This is a genomic window from Actinacidiphila yeochonensis CN732 (genome assembly GCF_000745345.1).
Taxonomy (GTDB): domain Bacteria; phylum Actinomycetota; class Actinomycetes; order Streptomycetales; family Streptomycetaceae; genus Actinacidiphila; species Actinacidiphila yeochonensis.
On the sequence record NZ_JQNR01000005.1, the window covers coordinates 640561 to 665817 of the forward strand.

At 72.0% G+C, this 25257-nt stretch carries 18 protein-coding genes, 2 tRNA genes and 2 pseudogenes; 5 read left to right on the top strand and 17 right to left on the bottom strand.

Features of this window, described 5'->3' with window-relative positions; all coding sequences use genetic code 11:
* Positions 1–58 precede the first annotated feature (58 nt).
* Entirely contained in the window at positions 59–385 is a 327-nt protein-coding gene (gene cutA / locus BS72_RS14640) for a divalent-cation tolerance protein CutA (protein WP_078901372.1), read from the top strand.
* Positions 386–388: 3 nt separating this feature from the next.
* Here cutA and BS72_RS14645 read toward each other — a convergent pair whose 3' ends face one another.
* Positions 389–1708 (bottom strand): helix-turn-helix domain-containing protein, encoded by a 1320-nt coding sequence (locus BS72_RS14645; RefSeq protein ID WP_037910954.1) that lies wholly within the window; start codon positions 1706–1708, stop codon positions 389–391.
* Between the two features lie 223 nt (positions 1709–1931).
* Here BS72_RS14645 and BS72_RS32350 point away from each other — a divergent pair, with 223 nt between their 5' ends.
* The gene (locus tag BS72_RS32350) at positions 1932–2789 is read left to right on the top strand and encodes an ATP-binding protein (RefSeq protein WP_051951122.1); all 858 of its coding nucleotides are present in this window, start codon (positions 1932–1934) and stop codon (positions 2787–2789) included.
* A 385-nt stretch (positions 2790–3174) separates the two neighbouring features.
* Here the strand turns inward: BS72_RS32350 and BS72_RS39915 are convergent, their stop codons facing one another.
* On the bottom strand, positions 3175–3486 hold the full coding sequence (locus BS72_RS39915) for a DUF3631 domain-containing protein (RefSeq protein WP_407639040.1): 312 nt from the start codon (positions 3484–3486) through the stop codon (positions 3175–3177).
* Between BS72_RS39915 and BS72_RS38285 the strand changes: the two are divergent.
* Positions 3370–3663 (top strand): annotated as a pseudogene (locus tag BS72_RS38285) (site-specific integrase); the annotation flags it as partial. The gene BS72_RS39915 and the pseudogene BS72_RS38285 sit on opposite strands and share 117 nt — an antisense overlap.
* A 25-nt stretch (positions 3664–3688) precedes the next feature.
* Here BS72_RS38285 and BS72_RS14660 read toward each other — a convergent pair.
* The 4 genes from BS72_RS14660 to BS72_RS14675 form a co-directional block, all read right to left on the bottom strand.
* Positions 3689–5620, bottom strand: a complete 1932-nt coding sequence (locus BS72_RS14660; protein WP_037915886.1) for an ATP-dependent nuclease — start codon at positions 5618–5620, stop codon at positions 3689–3691.
* A 393-nt stretch (positions 5621–6013) separates the two neighbouring features.
* Positions 6014–6086, bottom strand: a tRNA-Lys gene (locus BS72_RS14665).
* Positions 6087–6453: 367 nt separating this feature from the next.
* Positions 6454–8913 (bottom strand): DEAD/DEAH box helicase, encoded by a 2460-nt coding sequence (locus BS72_RS14670; protein WP_037910958.1) that lies wholly within the window; start codon positions 8911–8913, stop codon positions 6454–6456.
* A gap of 1362 nt (positions 8914–10275) precedes the next feature.
* Positions 10276–10629, bottom strand: a complete 354-nt coding sequence (locus BS72_RS14675; protein WP_037910960.1) for a metallopeptidase family protein — start codon at positions 10627–10629, stop codon at positions 10276–10278.
* Positions 10630–10757: 128 nt separating this feature from the next.
* Between BS72_RS14675 and BS72_RS14680 the strand changes: the two genes are divergently transcribed.
* Positions 10758–10833, top strand: a tRNA-Glu gene (locus BS72_RS14680).
* A 146-nt stretch (positions 10834–10979) separates the two neighbouring features.
* Here BS72_RS14680 and BS72_RS14685 read toward each other — a convergent pair.
* The gene (locus BS72_RS14685) at positions 10980–12323 is read right to left on the bottom strand and encodes an MFS transporter (RefSeq protein WP_078901374.1); all 1344 of its coding nucleotides are present in this window, start codon (positions 12321–12323) and stop codon (positions 10980–10982) included.
* Between the two features lie 115 nt (positions 12324–12438).
* Between BS72_RS14685 and BS72_RS38290 the strand changes: the two genes are divergently transcribed.
* Entirely contained in the window at positions 12439–13335 is an 897-nt protein-coding gene (locus BS72_RS38290) for a LysR family transcriptional regulator (protein WP_037910962.1), read from the top strand.
* Positions 13336–13577: 242 nt separating this feature from the next.
* On the opposite strand, the pseudogene BS72_RS14695 reads toward BS72_RS38290, so the two are convergent.
* From BS72_RS14695 to BS72_RS14740, 10 genes and pseudogenes are all read right to left on the bottom strand, one after another.
* Positions 13578–14450: pseudogene (locus BS72_RS14695) on the bottom strand (S66 peptidase family protein); the annotation flags it as partial.
* Positions 14451–14511: 61 nt separating this feature from the next.
* Entirely contained in the window at positions 14512–15540 is a 1029-nt protein-coding gene (locus tag BS72_RS14700; protein ID WP_078901375.1) for an ABC transporter ATP-binding protein, read from the bottom strand.
* 28 nt (positions 15541–15568) lie between these two features.
* Positions 15569–16600, bottom strand: coding sequence for an ABC transporter ATP-binding protein (locus BS72_RS14705; protein WP_232792615.1), 1032 nt, complete (start codon positions 16598–16600; stop codon positions 15569–15571).
* Positions 16601–16605: 5 nt separating this feature from the next.
* On the bottom strand, positions 16606–17532 hold the full coding sequence (locus BS72_RS14710; protein ID WP_037910965.1) for an ABC transporter permease: 927 nt from the start codon (positions 17530–17532) through the stop codon (positions 16606–16608).
* Entirely contained in the window at positions 17529–18587 is a 1059-nt protein-coding gene (locus BS72_RS14715; protein ID WP_037915899.1) for an ABC transporter permease, read from the bottom strand. Before BS72_RS14715 ends, BS72_RS14710 begins: the two co-directional genes overlap by 4 nt.
* Positions 18580–20454 (bottom strand): ABC transporter substrate-binding protein, encoded by a 1875-nt coding sequence (locus BS72_RS14720; RefSeq protein WP_037910967.1) that lies wholly within the window; start codon positions 20452–20454, stop codon positions 18580–18582. The genes BS72_RS14715 and BS72_RS14720 overlap by 8 nt, the downstream gene beginning before the upstream one ends.
* Positions 20455–20634: 180 nt before the next feature.
* The gene (locus BS72_RS14725; protein ID WP_051951123.1) at positions 20635–22716 is read right to left on the bottom strand and encodes an alpha/beta hydrolase family protein; all 2082 of its coding nucleotides are present in this window, start codon (positions 22714–22716) and stop codon (positions 20635–20637) included.
* Between the two features lie 311 nt (positions 22717–23027).
* Positions 23028–23966, bottom strand: coding sequence for a LysR family transcriptional regulator (locus BS72_RS14730; protein ID WP_037915906.1), 939 nt, complete (start codon positions 23964–23966; stop codon positions 23028–23030).
* A 153-nt stretch (positions 23967–24119) separates the two neighbouring features.
* The gene (locus BS72_RS14735; RefSeq protein ID WP_037910970.1) at positions 24120–24665 is read right to left on the bottom strand and encodes an acetyltransferase; all 546 of its coding nucleotides are present in this window, start codon (positions 24663–24665) and stop codon (positions 24120–24122) included.
* A gap of 93 nt (positions 24666–24758) precedes the next feature.
* Entirely contained in the window at positions 24759–25202 is a 444-nt protein-coding gene (locus BS72_RS14740; RefSeq protein ID WP_037910972.1) for an ATP-binding protein, read from the bottom strand.
* Positions 25203–25257: the final 55 nt, after the last annotated feature.

Here is a 25257-nt window from a genome sequence, read left to right on the forward strand (position 1 = left end):
GACGAGGGCGGCGAGCAACAGCATCCTCGCCATGAGCTCGTCTCGGTAAATTCGACGTATGAGTGACTTCGTGCAGGTGTCGAGTGCTACTGAGACCCGAGAGCAGGCCGTGCGACTGGCTGAGTCCGTCGTGCGGGGGCGGCTCGCGGCTGGGGCGCAGGTGGTGGGGCCGGTGCTGTCGGTGTTCTGGCATCGCGGCGAGTTCGGGACTGGTGAGGAGTGGCAGTTGCTGCTCAAGACCACCGTGGAGCGGTACCCGGCGTTGGAGGCGCATCTGCTGGAGCGCCATCCGTGGGAGAAGCCCGAGGTGGTCGCGGTGCCGATCGTGGCCGGCTCTGAGGCGTACCTGCGGTGGGTTGCCGACAGCACGGAGCCGTCCGCGTAGGCGTCAGACCGCCACGGCCCTCTCCAGTACCGTGTCGACCGCAGGGAGACCTCGGTGCGCGTCGAGGCGTGTGAGGAGTGGGGTCAGGCGGGCGCGGGGGCGGACGGAGGCGACGCCTTCGGCGAGGTCGAGGGCGCGGTCGGCTGCGGTGGCGGCTTGTTCGACTTCGCCTGCGGTGAGGTAGGAGTCGCCGAGCCAGGAGAGGTAGAGGGCTTTGTCGCGGGCATTCGTGTCGTCATAGGCGGCCAGGGCGGTTTCCAGGACGGGGACCGCTCGCAGTGGGCGGCGTAGTTCGGTCCAGCAGCGGCCGGTCATGATCTGGAGTTCGGTTGTGTCGACCCACGAGACCCAGTCAGGCTGGGGCGCGTCGCCAACTGTGGCGAGGGCCGTTGCAGCGGCGGCAAGGGCTCGTTCGCATTCGGTGGCCAGGCCCGCGACGGCGCAGGCCCAGGCGAGTCGTTCGTGCAGCAGGGCGCGTACTCCGGCGGGTGCGTCGGGGCCGATCGTCGCGCAGGATCGGGCGGCGATGTCGACTCCGGCCTTCTGGTCGCCGCTGACGGCCTGGTAGGCGAGGAAGGCCAGCGCGTTGCCTGCGAGGGCGGTGTCGCCGGCTTCGGTGGCGGCACCGTGGCTCTCCTCGTAGAGCCCGCGTGCGTCGGCCGCCCGGCCGCCGTCGAACGCGGCCCATCCCGCCTGCTGTGCCTGCTCCGCCAGCACGGACAGCAGGTCGTGCCGGGTCCGCTCGGAGTACGTCGAGTCCCGCAGCAGCGCCTTGGTGGCTTGGTACTCGCCGAGGTAGACCCGGTACGTGTCGCCACCACCGAGTACCTGGTCCAGGCGGCGCAGCCTTGCGGTACGCCGACGAAGCCGTTCGGGCAGTTCCGGGCCGACGCGGCGGCCGGCTGCGGGCCGGGTCAGCTCGGGCAGAGTTGCCGCTAGACCGGCGCCTGTTCCTGCCCGGAGAAATCGCCTGCGCTCCACGGAGCTCTCGTCCTCCTCGCTCGTACGGTCAGGGGCAGGACGGGGCTCGCGTTTCTCCCATGGGCGGGAAGCGAGTCCGAGCATGTGGCCGGGGATACGTAGCGCATCGGCGACGCAGGTGACCTTCTCGAAGCTGGTCACGCTTCCCCTGCCACGGGCGAGCGCGCCGACCCGTTCGGGCTTGATGCCGCACTCGGCGGCGATCTTCGAGTAGCTGATGCCGGCCAGCTCGCGCGCCAGGCGGAACACCGTCCCGAAGTCGTGGGCGATGATCGCGGTCTGCATGTCCGCGCGTTCAACGATGGCGCGCGGCAACGCGGTCGCTGGTCGGTATCCGTTCATCGCGCCTTCCCTGCCTGCCCGTTCAACCGAGTGTGCGTGGCTCAGGCCGGAAAAAGCGTACCCACTATGGGTATACCCGCGCCGGGGAAGTCACCCCGCTTTCACCCCCGCACAGTTGGTGCTCACCTTACGTAGCGAAAGGAGCACCGATGCTGCGCACTCCCAGCAGCGCACCCCGCATCGTTCGGCCTGGACATGGCCCCGCGCAGACCGAGGGCTCCCGGTGACCCTCCAGGGCCTGGCGGCCCGTATCCACGGATTCCGCGTCGACAGCGAGGAGAGCTGTGTGCCAGAAGCGCGGCACAAGATCAGCGCCTTGGTCCACGGCTGGAACGTCCCCCTCTCTGAGGAGCAGGTCTCCGAGCTGGAATTGCTGTCCACAGAGGTGATCACCAACGCGGTACGGCACACCGGCGCGGCATGCGCGGTCGCGGTGCGGTGGACCGGTGCGCGGGTGCGTGTGGAGGTCACGGACGCCAGTCGCGTACATCCGAAAGCGCGGCACGGTTCGCTGGACACCGAGGGCGGACGGGGCCTGCTGCTCGTGGACGCGCTCGCCGCCGACTGGGGCAGCGCCGACGCCCCCGCCGGGAAAGTCGTCTGGTTCGAGGTCGGGCCCCGCGAGCAGCCGCCGCCCTGGAGCACGCCGGGGACGTGGACGATCACCACCACCGACCACACCATCAGCGAGGGCTACCTGCCCGACTGGGCCGAAGACGACCCGACCGAGGTCAACGTACCGCTGGCGGAACTGCCGCAACGACTCGCCCTCGTCAACCACCGCACCTTCTTCGAGGGACCGACCATGCCGGTGACCGCGCCCGACCTTTGGGACGGTCCTAAGGATGAGCCGGTCTTCGAGGGCAGCATCGACTGCAACCCCCACGACCCCGACCCCCGTAAGCGAGACCCCCTCGTCAACCTCCAACTCGCCGAAGGCCGCTGGGTCCTCGGACTCGACCCCCAGCAGCTCGCGGAGGTCGCCATCAAGCTGCGCGAGCACGCCGACCTGCTGGACAAGAAGATCCGACCCGCCCTCGTCGCCGCCCGCGACGACTGGGCCGCCCGCCACCAGGAGTGAGCGGGCGGGCGAGGGCGGTCCCGGGATACGGCCCCCGGTCGTGCGACGTCGCCCCCTGGCGAGGTCGCGAGCGTAGGACGGCCCGCAGGACCGTCCTACGCGACAGCTTGCTCCGCCGGGGGTAAGGACTCCTTACCCCACAACTTGCTCCGCCCGGGGTAAGCACGGCTTACCCCACAACTTGCTCGCCGCTCCCCTACTCCCGCCACCTCCGGTCCGGCCCGGCGTCCCGCATCGGCCGGGACAGTGCGCGACCTGTCCCACCCGTTGCGCCTCTGCTCACCGCAGGTACGAGTCACCTCGGTGTTGCGGGTCGACGCGTCACGGGCGCATCACCCGTCCCGCGCCGACCTGCGACGGGACGGGTGATGCGGGTCAAGGAGGGTCACCCGCCGCTGGCCGCGGGCTGCTCGGGCTGGGGGCAGTAGCGGGTCCAGGCGTCGGCGAACTGGTTCCGGGCGAACCCCCGGCGCTGGCTGCCGTCACGGAAGCGGCGGTTGGACGAGCTGATCCCGAAGTCCTTGAGCAGCAGTTGCAGAGCGCGCGCGGTCAGCCCGCTCGTCCCGTACTCGCCCCACGGGGCTCCTGGCTCCACCCCGAAACCGTCTCCCAGACCTTCCGCCGCATCTACGCGACCACCGACCTCCCGCCCATCACCTTCCGCGACCTCCGCCACGTCGCCGCGGCTCTCACCCACGCGGGCGGCGGCGACATTCACACGGTGAAGGAGGTGCTTCGCCACTCCACGATCACCCTGACCTCGGACACGTACACGAGCCTGTTGCCGGAGCTGGACCGGGAGGTCGCGGAGAAGGCCGCGGCCCTCGTTCCCCGTTGCGCCAGCCGCCCCGATCCCCTTAAGCATCCGCATTGAGCCATGAGCCACGAAGCCGTCGCGGCTACACCGTCACCGGGTTCCCCACCAGCCTGCGGACGTTCTCCAGCATGGCGTAGAGGAGGAACGGTGGGTCCGCCGCAGCAGTACGCGTCGCCTCCAGGTAGGTCGCCGCGTTCTTGCCGTCGGCCCCTTCACCTGAACTGACCAGTGCCCTCCTCTGCGCCTCCCAAGCCGGCCAGTATTGTCCAAGGTAGCTCTCCAGATTGTCCTCAAAAACGGTGTATCTAGCGGTGCTCTCATCCGGAGGCTGGCCCGCAGGTGTCTCGCCGAGATAGCGCAGCAGATCGGCGTTTTTCTGCCGGGTTCGCCTCGCGTCGCGCTCGTACTCCAACTCCTTCTCCTGCCGCTGTTCTGGGATCAAGTGGGCTGCGGACTGACTCCTACGCTCCTGCTTTCCCACATCGCCGTCAAACACCACGTAGCAAGGCACTCCCAGAGCAGTGAAGAGCACGTCGGAGATCATCAGGTTGTCCTTACCGGTCACCTCGATGATGCTGATGCCCTCAGCGCCGAGGTTGATTCCAGCACGCTCTGCGCAACCCATGATCACCGCCTCGTCGCCCTTACCTTCCACCAGGACCACTGCGTGAGCGAAGAAGCCTTCCGCGAAGGAGCTGGCCAGTCGGCCCACCGTCCTGCTCTTGACAGTGCTCGCATCAATCAGACCGTCCAATGCCTGGCACAGGTCGTCTTGGGACGCCTGACGAACCTCAGTGACAGGATGCGCTTCCCCTGCGGCACGGCAGAGACGACGAATCTGGTGATAGCCGGCCGGGTCGAGGAAGACAGGGCTGTGAGTGGCGTACATGACCTGGGTACGACCTGCGGGAGAGGTACTCACCAGTTCGCGCAGCACCGATGCGAAAGTACGGGCCTGCGGTGGGTGCTGAAACAACTCCGGCTCTTCAATCGCCAAACACAACGTGCGCGCGCCGCCATCTGGGCGACGACGATCGGCCAGATATTTCAGCGCAGCGATAATCAATGCTCGCTGGAACCCATGACCCTGACGATTGACTGAGGTCTCCGCAGCGCCATCGCGAATGCTCACCTGGAATGCGGTCCGGGCAAACTTCGGCAGATGGACCGTCGGAGTCACGACAACTTGGCGTCCAGTGGTGAACCTTGCGACCTCCGATGAAAGCGCAGCCGAGATGTCGTCCAGCGCCGGACCGTATACCTTCGCGTGTACCTCTTGCCGGGCCAGATGGGCACTCTCCTCGATCTCGCCGAGTTGCTCATTCGCCTCCGCCCGATCCACAGCATGATCCAAGATGCGGCCGAGAACTGTCGCCTTCTGGTCGTCAGCCTCCTCGTAGGCGCGCAAATCTGCTGAGACGAAAACGAAGTCGATCAACTGTGCTAGCTTGCCCTGTCCGGCGAATCCGAAGAAATGAGTGTCCTCAATTTTAGATTCGCTGAGCTGGTCGCGATGAGACAATTCCCAGGCCAACATCGCCTCTAGGGCCTTGTCCTTGCTGCCGACCTTGGGTAGCTCCAAGGCCGGAACGCCCTCCCTTATTGCATCGTATGCGCTGCGCAGGTCGGTCGCCTTGTCATTCCGACGTACCTCCTCGAACGGCCCGTAGGTGAGCGCTCGCCCAGTGATCTTGTCCTCACCGTTCTGCCACGTACGCCAGATGCTCACGGACTTGGCACCGTCGGGCGCGTAACGACCAAGAGTCTCTCGGTCGTGATCGCTGAGTGCGTCGAATTCCACCTCGACAGAAATCCGCCCGCCCACCGCAGCCGAGTGAACGTCGTCATCACTTAGCGACAACGACCTTTCACCGTTGAAGAACCACTCAAGTGCGCGCAACACGGTGGATTTGCCAACGCCAGTCGGCCCGATGAACGAGGTGATTTCATCGAAGGAGACGTCAACCATCTGCAGGCAGCAGAAGTTCTCGATGCGCACGCGCTTGATCTTCACGTTCATCCTGGACATACGGGTCGGACGGGACAAGTGTCCCCGGGTACCGGGACGGTAGCAGACAGCTCGTCATCCCCATGGGCGATTTTCCGGATTAACACCCGTACGTGAAGTCCATGGCCCAGCGCTCAACTGCAGGCGGATCCATAGGAAGTGGCTCCCAACCTTCGGGTCCCCAACTCGTAGATGCCGACATCCCCCGATCCGACCTCGTCGTTGGGAGAGCCTTGGTCGCCGCACGCTGGCTCCTGAGCACAGGTTCGCAGTCACTACTCGCCTCGCCGCTCACGCATCGCTCATGCACGGCCTCCGGCATGGCTGTGCCCCGGCCGTCCGAAGACGACCGGGGCACGATACCCGCAGGTCAGCGGCCTCCGGGGAGGCCCGACCTCGTAGGCCGTGTGGGACTCGAACCCACAACCAATGGATTAAAAGTCCACTGCTCTGCCAATTGAGCTAACGGCCCGCACCGACAGCATAACGGTGGACGGTACCGGGCTCAGCAGGGTTACCCCCGTCTCGGGGAGGACCGCGCTTCGGGGCAGGTCAGCGGCTCGCCCGGCTGCGGGTGGGGGCGGGAGGGCGCGAGGGTGGTCCTGGTCGGTCGGGGGTAGGCGGGGCGGGAGGAGGGCGCGCTGTGGCGGCTTCTCGGGCCGGAGGGGAACTGGTGCCGGGCTCGGGGAGGTTGGGGCCCGGGAGACGGCGTCGGGTGGCCCTGCGGGCCGCCAGAACGCAAAGACGGCCCGTTGCCTGCCGGTGGGGCAGGCAACGGGCCGTCTCAGAATGCGCGGCGGTGTGTGCCGCCGGGTCGGTGGACCCGGTCAGGCGTCCCGTCAGCCGTTGCGCTTCCAGCGGGGCTTGCGGTCGCCGTAGGAGGTCGAGCCGCCGCCGTCGCGGTTGAAGGACGGGCGCCGGTCGTCGCGGTCGCCGCCGAAGGACGGACGGCGGTCGCGGTCGCCGTACGACGGGCGCGAGTCACGACGGTCGCGGCTGCCCGGGCGGTCGTCGCGGCGGTCCGTCGACGGACGGCGGTCGCGGTCGCCGTAGGACGGGCGCGCGTCACGACGGTCACGGTCGCCGTACGACGGACGGGAGTCCCGGTCGCCGTGCGACGGACGGGAGTCCCGGTCGCCGTAGGACGGACGCGCGTCACGCGAGCCGTAGGACGGGCGGGAGTCACGCGCACCGTAGGACGGACGGGAGTCGCGGTCGCCGTAGGACGGACGCGCGTCACGACGGTCACGGTCGCCGTACGACGGACGGCGGTCGCGGTCGCCGTAGGACGGGCGCGCGTCACGACGGTCACGGTCGCCGTACGACGGACGGGAGTCCCGGTCGCCGTAGGACGGGCGGGAGTCGCGGTCACCGTACGACGGGCGCGCGTCACGACGGTCACGGCTGCCCGAGCGGTCGTCGCGACGGTCGTCGCGACGGTCGTCACGGCGGTCGTCGCGGCGGTCACGGTCGCGGTCGCCGTAGGAGTTGCGGTCGTCACGACGGCGCTCGTAGGAGCCCCGCTCGTCGCGGCGCGGGTGGCTGGGGCGCTCCTCGCGCGGCTCGGGCACCGAGGCGGCCTTGGCGGCTTCGGCGGCTTCGGCGGCAGCGGCCTCAGCGGCCAGCTCGGCGGCCTTCGCGGCCACCGCGGCCTCCGGGTCCTCGCCGCGCTCGCGGGCGGAACGGGCGGTGAGGCGGTCGGCCTCCTCGCGCAGCTCGGTGGCGCGGCGCTGGACCCGCTCCAGTTCGCGGGTGAGCTCGGCGACCTCGCGCTCGGCCTGCGCCGCGGCGTTCTGCACGGCGTCGGCCTGCACGTCGGTGAGGGAGCGGGCGCCGGTGATCCGGGCCACGTCCTCGTCGAACGCGCCGCTGCCGCCGATGACGTGGCGGGAGGCGTCCACGCCGGCGTCCTCCATCAGCCGGAAGATCTGCCGGCGCTGGTGCGGGAGCGCCAGCGAGACCACGGTGCCGGACTGGCCGGCGCGGGCGGTACGGCCCGAGCGGTGCAGGTAGTCCTTGTGGTCGGCGGCCGGGTCGACGTTGAGGACCAGGTCGATGCCGTCGACGTGGATGCCGCGGGCGGCGACGTCGGTGGCGACGAGGACGTTGACGTGCCCGCCCTTGAAGTCCTCAAGGGTGCGGGTGCGGGCGCCCTGGGTCATGCCGCCGTGCAGCGCGTCGGCCCGCACGCCGGCGTCCACCAGCTGCTCGGCGACGCGGTCGGCGCCCATCTGGGTGCGGACGAAGATGATGGTGCGGCCCTTGCGGGCGGCGATGGCCGCGGTGACCGGGGTCTTGTCCTTCGGCTTCACCACGAGCACGTGGTGGCTCATCGTGGTGACGGCGCCCTGGGCGGCGTCCACCTCGTGCGTGACGGGGTCGACGAGGTACCGCTTGACGAGGGTGTCGATCTCGTTCTCCAGGGTCGCGGAGAACAGCAGCCGCTGGCCGCCCGGCGGCACCTGGTCGAGGATCTCGGTGACCTCGGGCAGGAAGCCCATGTCGGCCATCTGGTCGGCCTCGTCGAGCACCGCGATCTGGACCTGGTCCAGGGAGGCGGCGCCGCGGTTGATCAGGTCGCGCAGCCGGCCGGGGGTGGCCACCAGGATGTCCACGCCGCGCTCCAGGGCGTAGATCTGGTTCTGCATCGACGTGCCGCCGCACACCACCTTCATCTTCAGCCCGAGCAGGTCGCCGTAGGGCTGGAGCGCGTCCGCGACCTGCATGGCCAGCTCGCGGGTGGGGGTGAGGATGACGCCGCGCGGGCGCTTGCGCTCGGTGTGGCCGCCGGAGAGCGAGGTCAGCAGCGGCAGGCCGAAGGAGAGCGTCTTGCCGGAGCCGGTGCGGCCGCGGCCGAGGATGTCCCGGCCGGCCAGCGCGTCCGGGATGGTCGCGGCCTGGATCGGGAACGGGGTGGTGACGCCGTTGTTCGCGAGCTTGCGGACGATGGCGTCGGGCAGCCCGAGGTCGCCGAAGGTCGGGCCCGCGGGCTCGGCGTCCTCGGCGTCCTCGATGTCGTCGGCGTCCTGAACGTCGTCGTCGGCGTCCTGAGCCTCGTCATCCGCGGCACCGTCGATGTCATCGGCGTCGTCGGCGTACGCGGCGGCGTCCTCGGCCTGCTCGGCCTCGGCGGGGGCCTCGACGGCGGTGTCGGCCGCGGTCTCAGAGGCGGTCTCGGCGACCGCGAGCACGGACTCGGCGGTCAGGACGGCCTCGGGGGCCTCGGGGGTGTCGATGGTGGTCACCGCGTCGCCCGCGTTCTCGGGCAGGACGGAACGGTCGGCACTGTCATGGGACATGCTGAAGCAAACCTCTCGGAGTCTTACGGCACGCGCCAGCTCCGCAGGATGCTTGCAACCGCCTCAATGCGGTCAGCCAGGGGAGATGAGGAACGCGCCACTGCGGCGCGTCGAATCAGGCGCCTATGAGGTGGGGCAGGACTGGGGTCAAACGATCTACCAGCATACGCATACGGACGCCCGGACGCCAATCACCTCCTACTCGGACACGTGGGACCGCCGTGGCCAGGAGGAACACCCGCCCCAATGCTCGTGCCCCGGCCCGCCCCGCGGCCCCTCGCCCGAGCGGCCCATCCGACCCCTCACCCGAGCCGGCGGGCGCCCGGACGGTGACGGCCGACCGGCGCCGCGCGACCCGGCCAGCCGACCCGGCACGCCAGACGATCAGCCGATCAGCCGGCCGAGCCGTCGCCGGGGGCGTCGGTGGTGGCCCCGCCGCCGGGGTCGGCGGTGTCGGTGGGGGCGGCCGGGGGGTGGTGGCGACGGGGTGTCCGGGGCGTGGTCTCGGTGGGCCGGTCGGTGGGGTCGGCGGGCGGCGGGGGACCTCGGTGGGCGTCCGCCCGGCGGTGGGGCGCGGGTCGCCCGGGTGCGGGGTGGCGGAGTGGCCGGGCGCGGGCGACGCGCTGCCGTGCGGGGCGGGTGAGGCGCTGCCGCTACGGGAGGGCTTCGGGGAGAGGGCGCCGCCACCGTGCCGGACGGTCCGCACGCCGGCGCCCGCAGCCCGCGCCCCGGCGCCGCCGCCGGAACCGGAACTGGTCGGTGGGCGGCTGGACGCCTTGGGATCCGGCGTCGAGCCGCCGCCCATGCTCACGCACGCCGCGGCCCCCGCGGCGACCACCGTGACCAGCGCGGCCGCGCGGAGCCCGGCGCGCACCGCCAGGCCGGTCGGGCGGGCGGGTCGTACGGAACGGGCGGCGGGGACGGCGGGGGGCGGCAACAGCACGTCGGCACCTCGGGTGGGGGTCGGGACGCGCGGACGTCGGCGGCGCGCGCCGGGTGGGTGCCCTGACCAACGCCGCCGCGACCCGCCAGGACACGCCCGGACCCGCACAGCGGGCGACAGTGCGGGTCCGGACGCGCACGGTGATCCCGCACGGGGGATTCCGCACGGATGATTCCGCACACTCGTGATCCCGCACGGTGATCCCGCACGGGTGATCCCGCACACTGATCCGCGCACCCCGCACCACCCCGACGTGAGACCCGTCACATCTCGCCGCGCCCCGCCGCCCCGCCGCACCTTGGCCCACCCGTCGTGCCCGCAGCTGGCGCGCACCCCGGCCCACCCGCCCGGCGCACCCCCTGCCCGCACCCCCTGCCCATCCTCCGGGCACCCCGCGTCGGCCCGCCCGGTACCGGGGCTCAGTCGTAGCCGAGCGCGTGCAGCCGTTCGTCGTCGATGCCGAAGTGGTGGGCGATCTCGTGCACGACGGTGACCTCGGTCTCGCGGACCACCTCCTCGCGGGAGGCGCACAGCCGCAGCGTCGGGCCGCGGTAGACGGTGATGCGGTCCGGCAGCACGCCGGCGTACCACTCCCCGCGCTCGGTCAGTGGCGTCCCCTCGTACAGCCCGAGCAGGTCGTCAGGGCCTGCGGGGTCCGGCTCGTCCTCGACGAAGACGGCGACGTTGTCCATCAAACGGGTCAGCTCGCTCGGGACCCGGTCCAGCGCCTCGCCGACCAGTTCCTCGAACTCCTCCCGGCTCATCTCCAGCACCCCCTCATTCTTCCGTGCGCCGGGCCGCCCGAACCCGCACGCGGGAATCGTTTTGCCGTCGCCCTCACAGATCGCCTATGCTGCGCGGGTCCCCGTGGTGTGCCGTGAGGCACACGCGGAAGGCCCTCGCCCTCATCGTCTAGTGGCCCAGGACGCCGCCCTTTCAAGGCGGTAGCACGGGTTCGAATCCCGTTGGGGGCACCACCGCTCCACCCGCGAACGCCGCCCCTCGGGGCGGCGTTCGCCGTTTCTCCGGTGTACGGGCCCTCGCGCCCGTCCCGTCCCGTCGCGCCCGTCCCGCCCGCGCCCCGCCGGTTCGGCCAACTCCCGACCTCCCCCGGCGGGTTGGATCAGGCGGCCCGGGCGGGTCCGGTCCGGCGGGCCAGTACGGCGGTCACGGCGAGGACGGCGAGCAGGATTCCGGAGAACCAGTACATGGCCGTGGTCAGGGAGACGTGGCTGACGGCGATCCCGATGCCGACCGCCGGCACGCTCATACCGGCGTAGCAGATGAGGAACAGGCCGGAGAGGGCCTCGCCTCGCTTCGCGGGCACGGCCATCGCCGCGACGTCACCGATGGCGGTCTTGAACAGCGTCCCGGAGCCGGCGCCGCCGACGATCCCCGCGAGCAGGTACACGCTCAGGCTCTGGGCCTGGATGCCGAGGGTGAGAAGGACGAAGCCGGCCGCGCCGGCCGCCAGGCCGAAGCCCAGCCGCGCGGAGCGGGAGAGGCGGCTGGTGGCGACCTGGGAGACGGTGGCCGCGGCGAGGAGCGTGAACCCGACGGTCCCCGCGAGCAGGTGGTTCGTACGGTGCAGCGTTCCGACGACGAACCCGGCCGACAGCGCGGTGTAGACGCCGTTGATCGCGAAGGCCGCGAAGCCGGTCAGGGCGGCGCTGACGTACCCGGCCCGGTCGCCGTGGTCCATGCTCACCCGCTGCGGGCGGTAGGCGGGGCGGACGGGGAGCTCCCCGACGGTCTCGGGGACGAGGGCGACCGCCGCGACGGCGGCCAGCACCAGCACCCCGAAGACGATGTACGGCACCCGCAGCGGGTGGCTCACGTACTGGGCCAGCGCTCCGGCGACCAGCGGTCCGGCCGCCAGCCCGCCGACGTTCGCACCGGTCGAGACGATCTCGAACAGGACCGGGTCGCCGTCGGGGCGGTGCGCCTTGCGCAGGTCGTGCAGGTACGCGGTGGCGGTGGAGGTGAGCGCTCCGGTGCCGAGTCCGCCGATGAACCGGCCCACCAGCAGCCCGGTCAGGCCGGGGAAGAAGAGGAAGACCGCGGCGCACAGCACCTCCAGCGCCAGCGCCGGGACGAGGACGCGCTTGCGGCCCATCCAGTCGGAGATGTGCCCGGCCAGCAGGAGGCTGACCGCCAGACCGCCTGCGTACACGCCGAAGACGACGGTCACCATGAGCGTGCTGAAGCCGTCCCGGGCCTGGTAGAGCGGGTACAGCGGCGTCGGGAGCGAGTTGAGCGCCATCGTGACCGTGTAGGCCGCGGCGACCAGCCAGAAGCCGGAGCTGAGCCCGACCACGGGCCGTCGGCGTTCCCGTCCCCGTCCCCGCTGCTGTTGCCCTTGCCCTCGCCGCCGCGAGGGCGACGCGGCATCCGACGTGGCGGCGGGCGGGGCGGCGAGCACGGCGGCGGCCTCGGGGACGCCGGGGATCGTTCGGTGGTCGGTCATATTTCGGGCTCCCGGATCAGGGAAAGAACGGACAACTCGATGCTCAACCCGCTGATCGATCATGTCGAACAATCAAAAGTGCTGGTAGCGATCACCTGTTGCTATAAATAGGCTCATGGAGCTGCGGCAACTCGAATGCTTCGTCGCGGTCGCGGAGGAGCTGAGCTTCACCCGCGCCGCGCGCCGCCTGCACGTCGTGCAGCCGGCTGTCTCCTCGACCATCGCGGCGCTGGAGCGGGAGCTGCGCACGGCGCTGCTGCAACGGACCTCCCGGCGCGTCGGCCTGACCGACGCCGGCCGTGCGCTGCTGCCCAAGGCCCGCGCCACCCTTGACGCGGCCCGCGAGGCGGCCGACACCGTCGACGCCGTCGTCGGCGGCATGCGCGGAACCCTGCGGCTCGGGACGATGAGCTGGCTCGGCGGCATCGACCTCGCGGCGCTGCTCGGCCGTTTCCACGCCCAGTACCCGGGAGTCGCCATCCGGCTCGCGACGGCGGCCTCCGACCACGGCTCCCCCGGCCTCATGGAGGCCATCGCCGACGGCAGGCTGGACGCCGCCTTCGTCTCCTCCCCCGGCCCGGCCCCCGCCGCCGTCCACCTCACCGACCTGCTCGCCGTGCCCGTGGACCTGGTGGTGTCGGAGCGCCATCCCCTCGCGGGCCGCGGCGAGGTCCCCATCACCGAGCTGGCCGACGAGGTGTTCGTCGACTTCCCCACGGGCTACGGCAACCGCACCGTCGCGGACCTCGCCTTCCGGGCCGCGGGCGTCAACCGGGACGTCAGCATCGAGCTCACCGCCATTCCCGCGAGCGCCGACTTCGTACGGCACGGGCTCGGCGTCGCGCTGCTGCCCAGGGGTACCGCCGACGCCTACGCCGACCTGCGCGCCCTGCGCGTCACCGGCGCCGACCTCACCTGGCCGATCCGCCTCGCCACCCCGGCCAACAGGGCCCCGAGCGCCGCGACCCGCGCCCTCGCGGCCCTCCTCGGCCCCACCCTTCCCGGCGCGTGAGCGCCCCGTACGCGGTCGGGCGCGTACGGGGCGCTCACCCCGCCGGACGCGGACACCGGTACCCCGTGACCGGTGTCCGCGCCCGGGAGCAGCCCGGGAGCTGCCGGGAGCACCCCGGGAGCGCCCCGAGCACCCCGGGAGCACCCCCGGGTCGGCCCGGGTCGCCCCGGGTCAGGCCGGCGGTCGGTCAGGACCTGGTCGAGGAAGGTGAGGGTGCCCGCGGTGGTGTCGAGGCGGGCGCTGACGCCGATGGGGTAGGTCTGCATCGCGGTGTTGTGGCCGATGTCGGCGCCCGCGAGGACCGGTACGCCGAGGTCGCCGAAGCGCTCGGCGAGGAGGCGGTCGATCTCGTCGGGGTCGCCGCACTCGGTGAAGGTGCCCAGGACGATGCCGGCGACACCGTCGAGCCAGCCGCGGGCCCGGCGGATCTGGGTGAAGACCCGGTCGAGCCGGAACGGCAGCTCGTCGACGTCCTCCAGGAAGAGGATGCCGCCGCGCGCCGGGTACGAGGTGTCCGTGCCGAGGCTCGCGGTGAGCAGCGTCGCCGTGCCGCCGAGGGTGACGCCCTCGGCGGTGCCGGGCACCAGGGCCCGGGAGCCGGGGAAGGTGAGCCGGGTGACGCTCTCGGGGGTGAGGAGGAGCTTCACCAGCTGCTGGAAGTCGTACTCCTGCGGGCCTTCCCAGAAGCCGCCGCAGGCGACCATCGGGCCGAAGAACGAGACCCAGCCGAGCTTGGCGGCCAGCGCCTCCAGCAGCGCCGTCACGTCGGAGTAGCCGATGACGGGCTTGGGCGCGGCCTTGTCGATCCGGTCCCAGTCCATCAGCTCCAGGGTGCGCTGCATGCCGTAGCCGCCCTGGGCGGTGAAGACGGCGGCGTAGCGGGGGTCGGTCAGCGCGCGGGTGAGGTCGGCGGCGCGCAGGGCGTCGTCGCCGGCCAGGTAGTCGTACACGCTGCCGCCGGCCCGGGCCGTGGCGAGGACCTCGGGCTTGAGGCCGACGGACGCCAGGGCGCGCAGGCCGGACTCCAGGTGGTCCTGGTTGGAGACCGGTGAGCTGCCGGCGAGGACGGCGACGGTGTCGCCCGGGCGGAGCGCGGGCGGGCGCAGCAGGGTCACGGCGTCTCCGTAGGGGTGGGGGCAGTAGGAACGGCTACGGCAGCAGCGGGTTCACGTCGCGTCACGGCGTCTCCGTAGGGGTGGTGGCGGGGGTGGGGAGGAGGTGGCAGGCCGCTCCGGAGCGGCCGGCGGGCAGGACGGGCAGGTCGCGGCTGGTGCAGGCGGCCTCGGCGCGTTCCTGTTCGGACGCGGCGGCCCAGCGGCCGCAGCGCGGGTGGAAGCGGCAGCCGGTCGGGATCGCGGTGGGGTCCGGCGGCTCGCCGGTGAGGAGGGTGGGGCGCCAGTCCTCGGCGCCGTTGGGGATCACCGACAGCAGCGCCTGGGTGTAGGGGTGGCGCGGGCGGAGCAGGACCTCCTCGACGGTGCCCTGCTCGACCACCCGGCCGAGGTACATGACGGCGACGCGGTCGGCGATGTTCCAGGCCAGGCCGAGGTCGTGGCTGACGACCAGGGCGGAGAGGCCGAGTTCGTCGCGCAGCTTCAGCACGAGCTTGAGGATCTCGCCGCGGACGGAGGCGTCCAGCGAGGCCACCGGCTCGTCGGCGACGATCACCCGGGGGTCGAGGGCGAGCACGCCGGCGATGACGACGCGCTGCTGCTGCCCGCCGGACAGCTCGTGCGGGTAGCGGCCGGCGAACTCCTCGGGCGGGCGCAGCCCGGCGCGGGCCAGGGCGTCGTGGACCCGTTCGGGCAGGCCCTCGGTGAGCTTGTGCAGGCGGGGGCCGAGGGCCACCGCGTCGTAGATGTTCTGCTTGGGGTTGAGGGAGCCGCCGGGGTCCTGGAGGACGAGCTGGGTGTGGCGGCGGTACCGCTTGAGCGCCTTGGCGGAGTACTCCAGCGGGGTGCCCTCGTACAGGACCTGGCCGCTGGTCGGCTTGACCAGGCCGACCAGGGCGCGGGCGAGTGTGGACTTGCCGCAGCCGGACTCGCCGATGAGGGCGACGATCTCGCCCTTGCCGACGCTCAGGTTGACGCCGTCGACCGCGCGGGCGGGGCCCCGGCCGCGGGCGGCCGGGTACACCACGGACAGGTCGCGGGCCTCAAGGGCGGTCTCCTGGACCACCGCTGCTTCCTGGGTGGGGGCGGTCACGAGGCACCTCCGTGCTCGGTGGGGGCGGTCACGAGGCACCTCCGTGCCGGGTCCGGGCGTGCAGGCAGGCCGAGGTGCGGCCGGGGGCGGCCGGCCACAGCAGCATCTCCCCGGTGCGGCAGGCGTCCTCGGCCTCCGGGCAGCGGGGGGCGAACGCGCAGCCGGCGGTGGTGTCCGAGGGGCGCGGCGGGTCGCCGGCCAGGCCGGTCGGGGCGCGCCGGGAGGCCGGGTCGCCGATGGTCGGGAAGGCCCGCGACAGGGCCCGGGTGTAGGGGTGCTGCGGGTCCTCCAGCACCTGCCGGGACGGGCCGAGTTCGACGATCCGCCCCGCGTACATCACGGCCAGCCGCTCGCAGGTGTGCGCGAGCAGCGACAGGTCGTGGGTGATCATGATGACCGCGATGCCGGACTCGCGGACGAGTTCGCCGAGGAGTTCCAGGATCTGCGCCTGGACCATGACGTCCAGGGCGGTGGTGGGCTCGTCGGCGATGATCAGCTCGGGCCGGCAGGCCAGGGCCATGGCGATCATGATGCGCTGCCGCTGCCCGCCGGAGAACTCGTGCGGGTAGGAGCGGGCGCGGCGGCGCGGGATGCCGACGCTGTCGAGGAGTTCGGCGGCGCGCCGCTCGGCCTCCTTGGGGGCGGTGCGGTCGTGCAGCACCATCGGCTCGGTGATCTGGTCCAGTACGGTGCGCACCGGGTTGAGGGCGCTCATGGCGCCCTGGAAGACCACGGACGCGCCGGCCCAGCGCACCGCGCGCAGCTTGACCCACCTGGTGGTGAGCAGGTTCTGGCCGTTGAAGAGCACCTCGCCGGTGACCTTCGCGTTGCCGCCGTGCAGCCGCAGCAGGCTGAGCGCCATGGTCGACTTGCCGCAGCCGGACTCCCCGGCGATGCCGAGGGTGCCGCCGCGCTCAAGGGTGAAGTCGACGCCGCGCACGGCCGGGACGTCCCGGCCGCCCTGCTGGTAGGTGACGTGGAGGTCGCGCACGTCCAGCAGCGGCGCCGGGGTCTCGGTGTCGTCGGCGTCCGCGCCGTCCGCGGGGTCCGATGTCGTCAGGGTCGTCACTTCTTCTCCATCCGCGGGTCGAGCACGTGCTCCACGGCCCGCCCGGTGAGCGTGAAGCCCAGGACGACGGCCAGGATCGCGAGGCCGGGCGGCAGCAGGTACCACCACGCGTCGGCGGTGAACGCCCCGCCGAAGAAGGCGTCGTGGAGCATCTCGCCCCAGGTGACCTCGGTCGGGCTGCCCAGGCCGAGGAAGGTCAGGGTGGCCTCGGACAGCAGTGCGCTGGCCACGGTCAGCGTGCTGGACACCAGGATCAGCGGCATCACGTTGGGCAGCACCTGCCGCAGCATGATCTGCCGGTTGCCGGCGCCCAGCGCCCTGGCCCGGTCGACGTAGGGGCGGGCCTCGACCGCGAGGGTCTGGGCGCGGACCAGGCGGGCGGTGGCCGTCCAGGAGGTGACGGCGATGGCGATGGTGATGGACCCCGAGCCCTGGCCGAGGACCGCCGCGAGGGAGATCGCCAGTGGCAGGCTGGGCAGGGCGATGAACCAGTCGGTGACGTGCATCAGGGCGCGGCCGACGAATCCGCCGTAGTGGCCGGCGAGGATGCCGACGGCGCTGCCTATGACGACGGTCAGCACGGTGGCGATGACGCCGATCTCCAGCGACTGGCGGGCGCCCCAGATCAGCATCAGCAGGACGCTGCGGCCGGCCTGGTCGGTGCCGAGCGGGTAGGAGCCGGTGGGCGAGTGCAGCAGCGGGCCGTCGACCTTGGTGACGTCCAGCTGGTCCGGCCCGATGAAGGCCGGGGCGACCAGCGCCAGCAGGACGAACAGGACCAGGACGCCGAGTCCGGCGATGCCGGCGGGGCGGTGGAGGAAGGCCCGGCAGAAGCGCCGCGCGCCGGCGAACCGGGGCGGGACGGACACGGCCGGGGGCTGCCGGTCGAGGACGGGTGCGGTGGTGGTCGGGTCGGCGGTCACTGGGCGCGCACCCTCGGGTCGAGGAGCCGGTAGACCAGGTCGGCCAGCAGATTCATGATGATCACACTCGCACTGAAGACGACGAAGGTGCCCTGGAGCACCGGCAGGTCGGGGACGGTCAGGGCCTGGTAGGTCAGGTCGCCGAGCCCTGGCCAGGAGAAGATGGCCTCCACGGTCACGGCGCCGCCGATCAGGCCGCCGAGGTGCATGAAGATCATCGTCACGGAGGGCAGCAGCGCGTTGGGCAGGGCGTGGCGGCGGCGTACGACGTCGTCCCGCAGGCCCTTGGCGCGGGCGGTCAGCAGGTAGGGGCTGCCCTTCTCCTCGATGATCGAGGACCGCATGATCGTCAGGTACTGGGCGTAGACGACCAGGACCATGGTGAGCGCGGGCAGCACCAGGTGGCGGGCGACGTCCTCGTAGTGGCGCAGGCCGGTCTGCGGGAGCGTCGGGTCGCTCATCCCGGCCGTCGGCAGGAAGCCGTGGATCGGGCCGACGCCGACGCTGAACAGGATCAGCAGGATCATGCCGAGCCAGAAGGTCGGCACCGACCACAGCGTCAGCGCGGTGGCGGAGGTGATCTTGTCGAAGAGGCTGCCGGCCCGCCATCCGCTGCGCATGCCGAGCCACAGGCCCAGCAGCACCGAGACGGCGAAGGCGGTGCCCATCAGCAGCAGCGTCGGGCCGAGCCGGTCGAGCACCAGCGAGCCCACCGACTGCTTGAACTCCCAGGAGTAGCCGAGGTTGCCGTGCAGCGTGTCGTTGACGTAGGTGAGGAAGCGCCGCCAGATCGGCTGGTCCAGGCCGAGCTGGACGCGGAGTTGGGCGAGCTGCGCCTCGCTGACCGGCCGGCCGCGGGTCATGGTGCGCACCGGGTCGGACGGCATCAGGTTGAACAGCACGAACCCGATGACGAGCGTGACGGCGAAGCTGACGACGGCGGCGACGAGCTTGTTGACGAGGTATCCGAGGCCCGGCATCCGGAACGTCCGGCGGGCGCCGGGCTCAACGGCCGGTGCGGGGGCGGCCGGCTCCGCCACGGCGGGGCTACTCACGGTCGTCCGCCCCGGCGCGGCGACGGCCGGCGGCGTAGCCGCCGCCACCGGACACCACGACCGCGACCAGGAGGGCGATCAGCCAGGCCAGGATCTTGCCGCCGCCGTCCGACGAGGCGGCCGCGGCGGTGCTGTTCGTGGCCGGCGCGGCCTTGAGGTAGCTCCAGAAGGCGGTCTGCGCCGGGTAGAACCCGTCCTTCTGCTCCCCGGTGACCAGGCCGGTGACCTTGGAGGAGGTGCCGATCCGGGTCGTGGAGTTGTAGAGCAGCTGGTCCACGTCGGCGTCGTAGAGGATCGACTGCATCTGGCCGACGACCTTGGCGCGCTGCGCCGGGTCGAAGACGGTCGCCTGCTGGGCGAACAGCTTGTCGTAGGCGGGGTCGCAGAAGAACGAGTCCGTGTTGCCGCCGGTGCCCGTGTCGTCCGGGAGCGTCGCGCAGCTCTGGATGCTGAGCAGGTAGGACGGGTCGGGGCCGGTGGTCCAGGAGTCCATCAGCATGTCCCAGTCGCCCTTGCCCAGGTCGCTGTTGAGGGCGGTCATGCTCATCGGCTGGATCGTGACCTTGACGCCGATCTCCTTCAGCCAGCCCGCGATGTACGTCGCGATGGACGCGTCGTTGGAGGAGTCGGAGTGGATGCCCAGGCGCAGGTTCAGCGGCTTGCCGGTCTTGGGGTCGACGCGGATGCCGCCGGACGCCTTCTTGTAGCCGGCCGCGTCCAGCATCTTGTTGGCGGCGGCCGGGTCGTAGGGCTGCTCCTCGCTCGCCGAGGGCGTCCAGTTCCACTGCGGCCAGGCCGGCGGGATGTATCCGACGGCGACCTGGCCCTGGCCGTCGGCGACCTTGGCCAGCAGCGTCTTCTTGTCGATGCCCTCGGCGATCGCCCGGCGCACCGTCGGGTCGGTCAGCGCGTGGTTGCCGGTGCCGATCGGCTTGCCGGAGCGGGACTTGGCGCCGGGGTTGACCTCCATGGCCTCCCAGCCGTTGCCGGCCGCCTGCGCGGTCGTCACGCCCCTGGTGTTCCGCAGCGAGGTGAACTGGGTGGCGTTGAGGTTGCCCTCGCCGACGTAGTCGAGCTGCCCGGCCTTGAGGGCGGCGACGGCCGCGTCGGACTCCTTGTAGATCTGCTCGATCAGGTGGTCGTACTTCGGGGCGCCGAGGATGAAGGACGTGTTGGCGTCGAGCTTGGCGTACTGGTCCGTCTTGTAGTCGGTGAGGGTCCAGGGGCCGTAGCCGACGACCGGGAAGGAGTCGTTCTTGTAGTCCTTCAGGTCCGCCACGTGCGACTGCCAGATGTGCCGCGGCACGATCGGGATGCCGGAGGTGGGGATGCTGACGTAGGTGAGGTCGGCCTGCGGCTGCTTCGTCTTGACGACCAGCGTCGTCGCGTCCGGCGCGGTGACGGAGGCGAAGTTGGAGACCAGCCCGCCGTTCGCGGTGCCGGCGACCTTGTTGGTCCGGATCAGGTTCAGCGTCCAGGCGGCGTCGTCGGCCGTCAGCGGCTGGCCGTCACTCCACTTGAGGCCGCTGCGGATGGTGAACGTCCAGGTGAGGTGGTCCGGCGACAGCTTCCAGGAGGAGGCGAGGTAGGGCTTCGCGACGCCGTTCTCGTCGATCTCCGTCAGGGACGGGTAGATGGCGCCGAAGATGTCGAGGGAGCCGTTGAAGTACGACGTGAACGGGTTGAGAGTGTCCACGCCTGAGGGGTTCATCGCGACCCGCAGCGTGCTGCCGGAGGCGCTGCCCGTCGACGAGTCGGCCTGGGCGGAGGTCGCCGTGGCGAGAGCCGCGGGGCCGGCGATGAGCAGGCCGCTCACACAGGCCGCGGCGAACGCCGTACGGATTCTTCTGCGGTCACGCAGAACCATGTCTGTCTCCGAGGGATGGGGTGGGTGACGTGCTCCAGGCGAACGTGCGGGGGTCGCCGTGGCGGACGGTGGCCGTACGGGGCGTGCGGGTGCGGGTACGGGTGGATCGGGGGCGTACGGGTGCGGGTGGACTGGGGGCTGGGGTCGTGCGGTTCTGGGGGTTCGGCGGGCGGGCCGCTGTCAGGGCCGGTGCAGGACGTGGGCGTACAGGTCGAGTTCGGCGCGCAGCGCGGCGGTGATCGTGGTGGCCCGCCGGAAGCCGTGGCCCTCGCCCGGGAACTCCAGGTACCGGAAGCACAGCCCGGGCCCGTGCGCCTCCTCCACGGCCTCGACGACCCGGCGTGCCTGGTCGGGGCGGCAGATGGTGTCGGCCAGGCCCTGGAGCATCACGAACGGGACGGTGATCCCCGCCGCGTTCCCCAGCGGCGACACCTCCCGGTAGCGGGCCTCGTCGGCCGGGAGTTCACCCACCAGCGACTCGATGTAGCGGCTCTCGAAGTCGTGGGTCTGGCCCCGGGACCAGGTCGCCGGGTCGCTGATCGGGTAGTAGACGGTGCCGCAGGCGAAGACGTCGCGGTTGGCGAGCGCCGCGATCGTCGTCCAGCCGCCCGCCGAGCCACCGCGGATCGCCGTACGGCCCGGGTCGGCGAGCCCTGCACCGGCCAGCGCGCGGGCCACGGCCACGCAGTCGTCCACGTCGACCGTGCCCCAGCTGTGCCGCAGCCGGTCCCGGTAGGCGCCGCCGTAGCCGATCGAGCCGCCGTAGTCGACCGAGGCGACGGCGTACCCGCGGCTGGTGAAGAGCGAGAGCTCCAGGCTGCGGGTGCCGCCGGTGCGGCTGGTCGGGCCGCCGTGGACGTCGATCAGCAGCGGCGGCGGCTCCTCGCCCGGACCGGCTGCCTGGTCCGGGTTGGTCGGCGGGTAGTAGAGGTAGTGCACCTCCCAACCGTCGGCAGAGGTGGCGGTACGGCGCTGGGGAACGGACTGCCAGCCCTCGAACGGGTCGCCGCCCGCCGGGGCGCAGCGGGAGACGACCGCCGTCGCCGCCCGGCCGGATCGGCGCGGGGCCAGGTCGATCCGCAGCGGCGTCGGGTCCTCGGTGGGGCTCGCCGCGACCACGGCGACGGCCGACCCGTCACCGGACAGGCCCACCGCGAAGTCGGTCCACTCCCCGGCCAGGTCGGCCAGGTCGCCGCTCGCCGGGTCCCACAGGGTGAGGCGCTGGTCGCCGCGGCTGCGCCGCAGCAGGACGCCCGCCTCCGTCACGGCGAACGAGGTCGCCCCCACCCGCCAGATCGCGTGCGAGCACTCGGTGTCGGTGCGCAGCACGCACGCGGCCTCGGCGCCGCCGTCCTCGGCCAGGTCGACGCGGTGCAGGTTCCACCAGCCGTCGCGGTCGGCCATCGCGTAGAGGCGGTCCGGGCGCTCCGGGCCCGCCCACTCCGCCTGGGGTACGGAGACCCCGCCGCCGCCCAGCACCCGCACCGGATCGACGGCCACGCCGTCCCGGAGCCGGGCCACCATCAGGTCGCTGGTGTCCCAGGGCATGTCGGGGTGGTCCCAGCCGATCCAGGCCAGGCGCGAGCCGTCCGGGCTGAGCCGGACGCCGGACAGGAAGTGGTGGGAGCGGGCCACGACGCGGAGCGCCGCCGGGTCGTCGGCCGCCGCGCCCGTCAGCGGCACGGCGACGATGTCGCGGCTGGTGCGCGGCGCCGGGTCGTCCAGCTCGCCGCCGGGCGCGGTGCGGGTGACCTCCCGGACGCACCAGACCTCGGTGCCGCCGGGGCCGGGGACCGGGTCGGCGTACGCGGTGCGCACGCCCTCCGGGTCGGCCGGGGTGAGCGGCACGGGCACCGGGGACGGCTCCCCTGCGCCACTGCCGGTGCCGGTGCCGGTGCCCTGGAGGGCGGGCACGTCGGCCGCGTACAGCCGCTGGTCGCCGGAGTGGGTGAAGACGAGCCGGTGCCGCCGCGCGCCGGGCAGCACCAGGAACGGGCGGCCGCCGTACCCGATGGCGCGGTTGCCCACCGACCAGGCGGAGTCCAGCACGTCCAGCACCGGCGCGCCGGGTTCGGCGCAGCGCCGCAGCCGCACGGTCGCGGTCTCCGTGTCCGGCGCGCACCACCACGTCTCGGCCCCGGCCACGGCCGGCCAGGTCGGCGCTCCGGACCGGACGGCGACGGCCTCGGGCGTGATCGGTGACGCCCAGACGCCGCACGGCTCCTCCGACACCGTTCCGCCGACTACCGTCGCCTCGGCCATTGGCCCACCCCTCGTCCGAATCCACGCAGGTCACGCCGGGAGCGTCGCCGCGATGATGGGCCATGGTGACGGTTGAGTGCCGTTCTTCCGACCACCCGGGGACGAAATGGTGACTGAGCGACGAGGTTTTCGATGCTCAGCGCGTACGGGGCGTCGGTGGTCCAGGCTGGGCGCTTGCGGCGGGCCGAGGCCGGTCGGCGCGGGACCGTGTCAGGGGCGTGGGCCCGTGGTCAGGGACGCGGGACCGTGGTCAGGGACGCGGGACCGTGGTCAGGGGCGTGGGCCCGTGGTCAGTGGCGCATGGACCGTGGTCAGTGGCGCGAGGGCGCGGACGGGCGGTGGGCCGCCACGACCAGGTTGGACGCGACGCTGCCCAGGTACGCGATGAACGTGTTGAGCAGCGGGTTCGGGTTGCCCGGCCGGGAGGCGGCGGTGACCCTGCGGTACAGCCCCGGCCCCGAGACCCGCGCGATCTGGAGGCCCGTGGTGTCGTTGATGCCCAGGCTGGGCACCAGCGCGATGCCCATACCGGCCCGCACCAGGCCGAGGATCACCTCGTACTGGTCGCTGCGGCAGCGGATGTTCGGGGCGAACCCCTCCAGCGCGCACACCCGTTCCAGCACCGACAGCACCGGCGAGCCGGTCCCGAACGAGGTGATCCACTGCTCACCCGCCAGCTCCTGGAGCCGGACGTGGGCCCGCCGCCCCACCGGGTGCCCGGCCGGCACCACCAGGTGCAGCGGCTCGTGCAGCAGCTCCCGGACCTGGACCCCCTCCGGCGGCTTCCACGGGTCGAGCGGGTACTCGAAGGCGATCAGTACGTCGATCGCCCCCTGCTGCACGCTCTCGGCCAGCCTGTGCGGCTCCCCCTCGACCAGGTCCAGCTCGACCGTCGGGTACCGCCCCGAGAACCGCGACAGCGCCTGCGGGAGCAGCCGGTACCCGGCCGACGCGAAGAACCCGATGCGCAAGTGCCCCGCGTCCGCCCGCGCCTGCGCCAGCAGGTCCTTCTCGGCGGCGTCCAGCAGCGCCAGCACCTCCTGCCCGCGCAGCGACAACCGCCGCCCCGCCGCCGTCAACCGCAGGCTCTGCGCCCCGCGTTCGACCAGCCCGACGCCCGCCTCCTTCTCCAACTGCGAGAGCTGGTGCGAGACGGCCGAGGCCGACAGGCCGAACTCCCGGGCGGCCCCGGCGATGCTCCCGGCTCGGTCGATCGCGGCCAGAACGCGCAGGCGGTACGTGTTGAGCATGCCCACACCATAATGTCCGGACTTGGGAGTGGTCAGGGCCGTTCCACCGCGTGAACCGACGAGTCACCCCAGGTCACGGGCGGTACGACCACCCGTGACGAGCCGGGGCGGACCCGTCAGGCCCGAGGCGTGAGCAGCGCCCGTGAGCAGCGCCTACGAGGTCGGAACGCGGAGCGCCCGCACCATGGCCGTGAGCACCGGGGAGTCCGGGGACGGCTGGCTGACACCCAGGTCCGTGTAGCCCCAGGTCTCGTACAGGCGGTGGACCTTCCCGTCCCCGGCCAGCGGGTTCACCATCAGGGTGACCTGCGTCTCGGGACGGCCGGACAGCAGGTCGTCGTGGATGGCGATCGACGCGCCCGTCTTGCGCCAGGGCTCGCGGACCATGATCTCCTTGAGCGCCAGCGTGGGCGTCCGGGTCAGCGACTCCGGCAACGGGCTGGTGATCCGCCCCCAGTAGCGGTCGCCGTACTCGATGCGGTTGCCGTACGCGTACCCGACGGGCACGTCGCCGTCGTACCCGACGACGGTCTCCCACCCGGGTTCGACGGCATGCCGCGCCAGGCGCTCCGCGTACCGCTCCACCGAGTAGTGCGGGTCGTGCAGGCGGTCGGCGCGGACCTCCGCGTAGACCTCGATCAGCGTGTCCCAGACCGGCTCCACGGTCCGGAAGCGGCGGAGTTCGATACGTACCGGCATCACGGTTCTTCCCTTCGCATCGCTGTGTCCGGGCCACCCGCCATAGTGGCCCGGACGGTTCCGCGAATCGAGACGGCGCCGGCTCCCCCAGCTTCAGGTCAGCGGGAGGCAGGCCCAGACCGTCTTGCCGGACGGCGGGTACGGGGTCGTGCCCCAGGCCGCCGACAGGGCCTCGACGAGGAGCAGGCCGCGACCGGACTCCGCGATGCCGCCCGAGTCGGCTCGGCCCGGTTGCGGCAGGCGCTCCCCTCGCGCATCGCTCACCTCGATACGGAGCGTGCCCTCGCCCCCGGCCGTGAGCGCCAAGCGGAACTTCCTGCCCCGGACCCGGCCGTGGCGCGCCGCGTTCGCGGCCAGTTCGGAGACCACCAGGGCCGCGGACTCACTGACCGGACTCGCGGACGGCCACCCCCACGCCCCCAGCGTGCGAACGGTCAACAGCCGGGCCTCGTGCGCGCCACGGGGCGTCGGGGCGAGGAGCCGGGTGAACTGGAGGGCGGAAGAACCGCCTTGTCCGGTGGAGATATCTGACTTCATGTCACCGAGCGTGCACGGCCTGTTCTACGCTGACCAGGGAAACCCTCGGTACTGA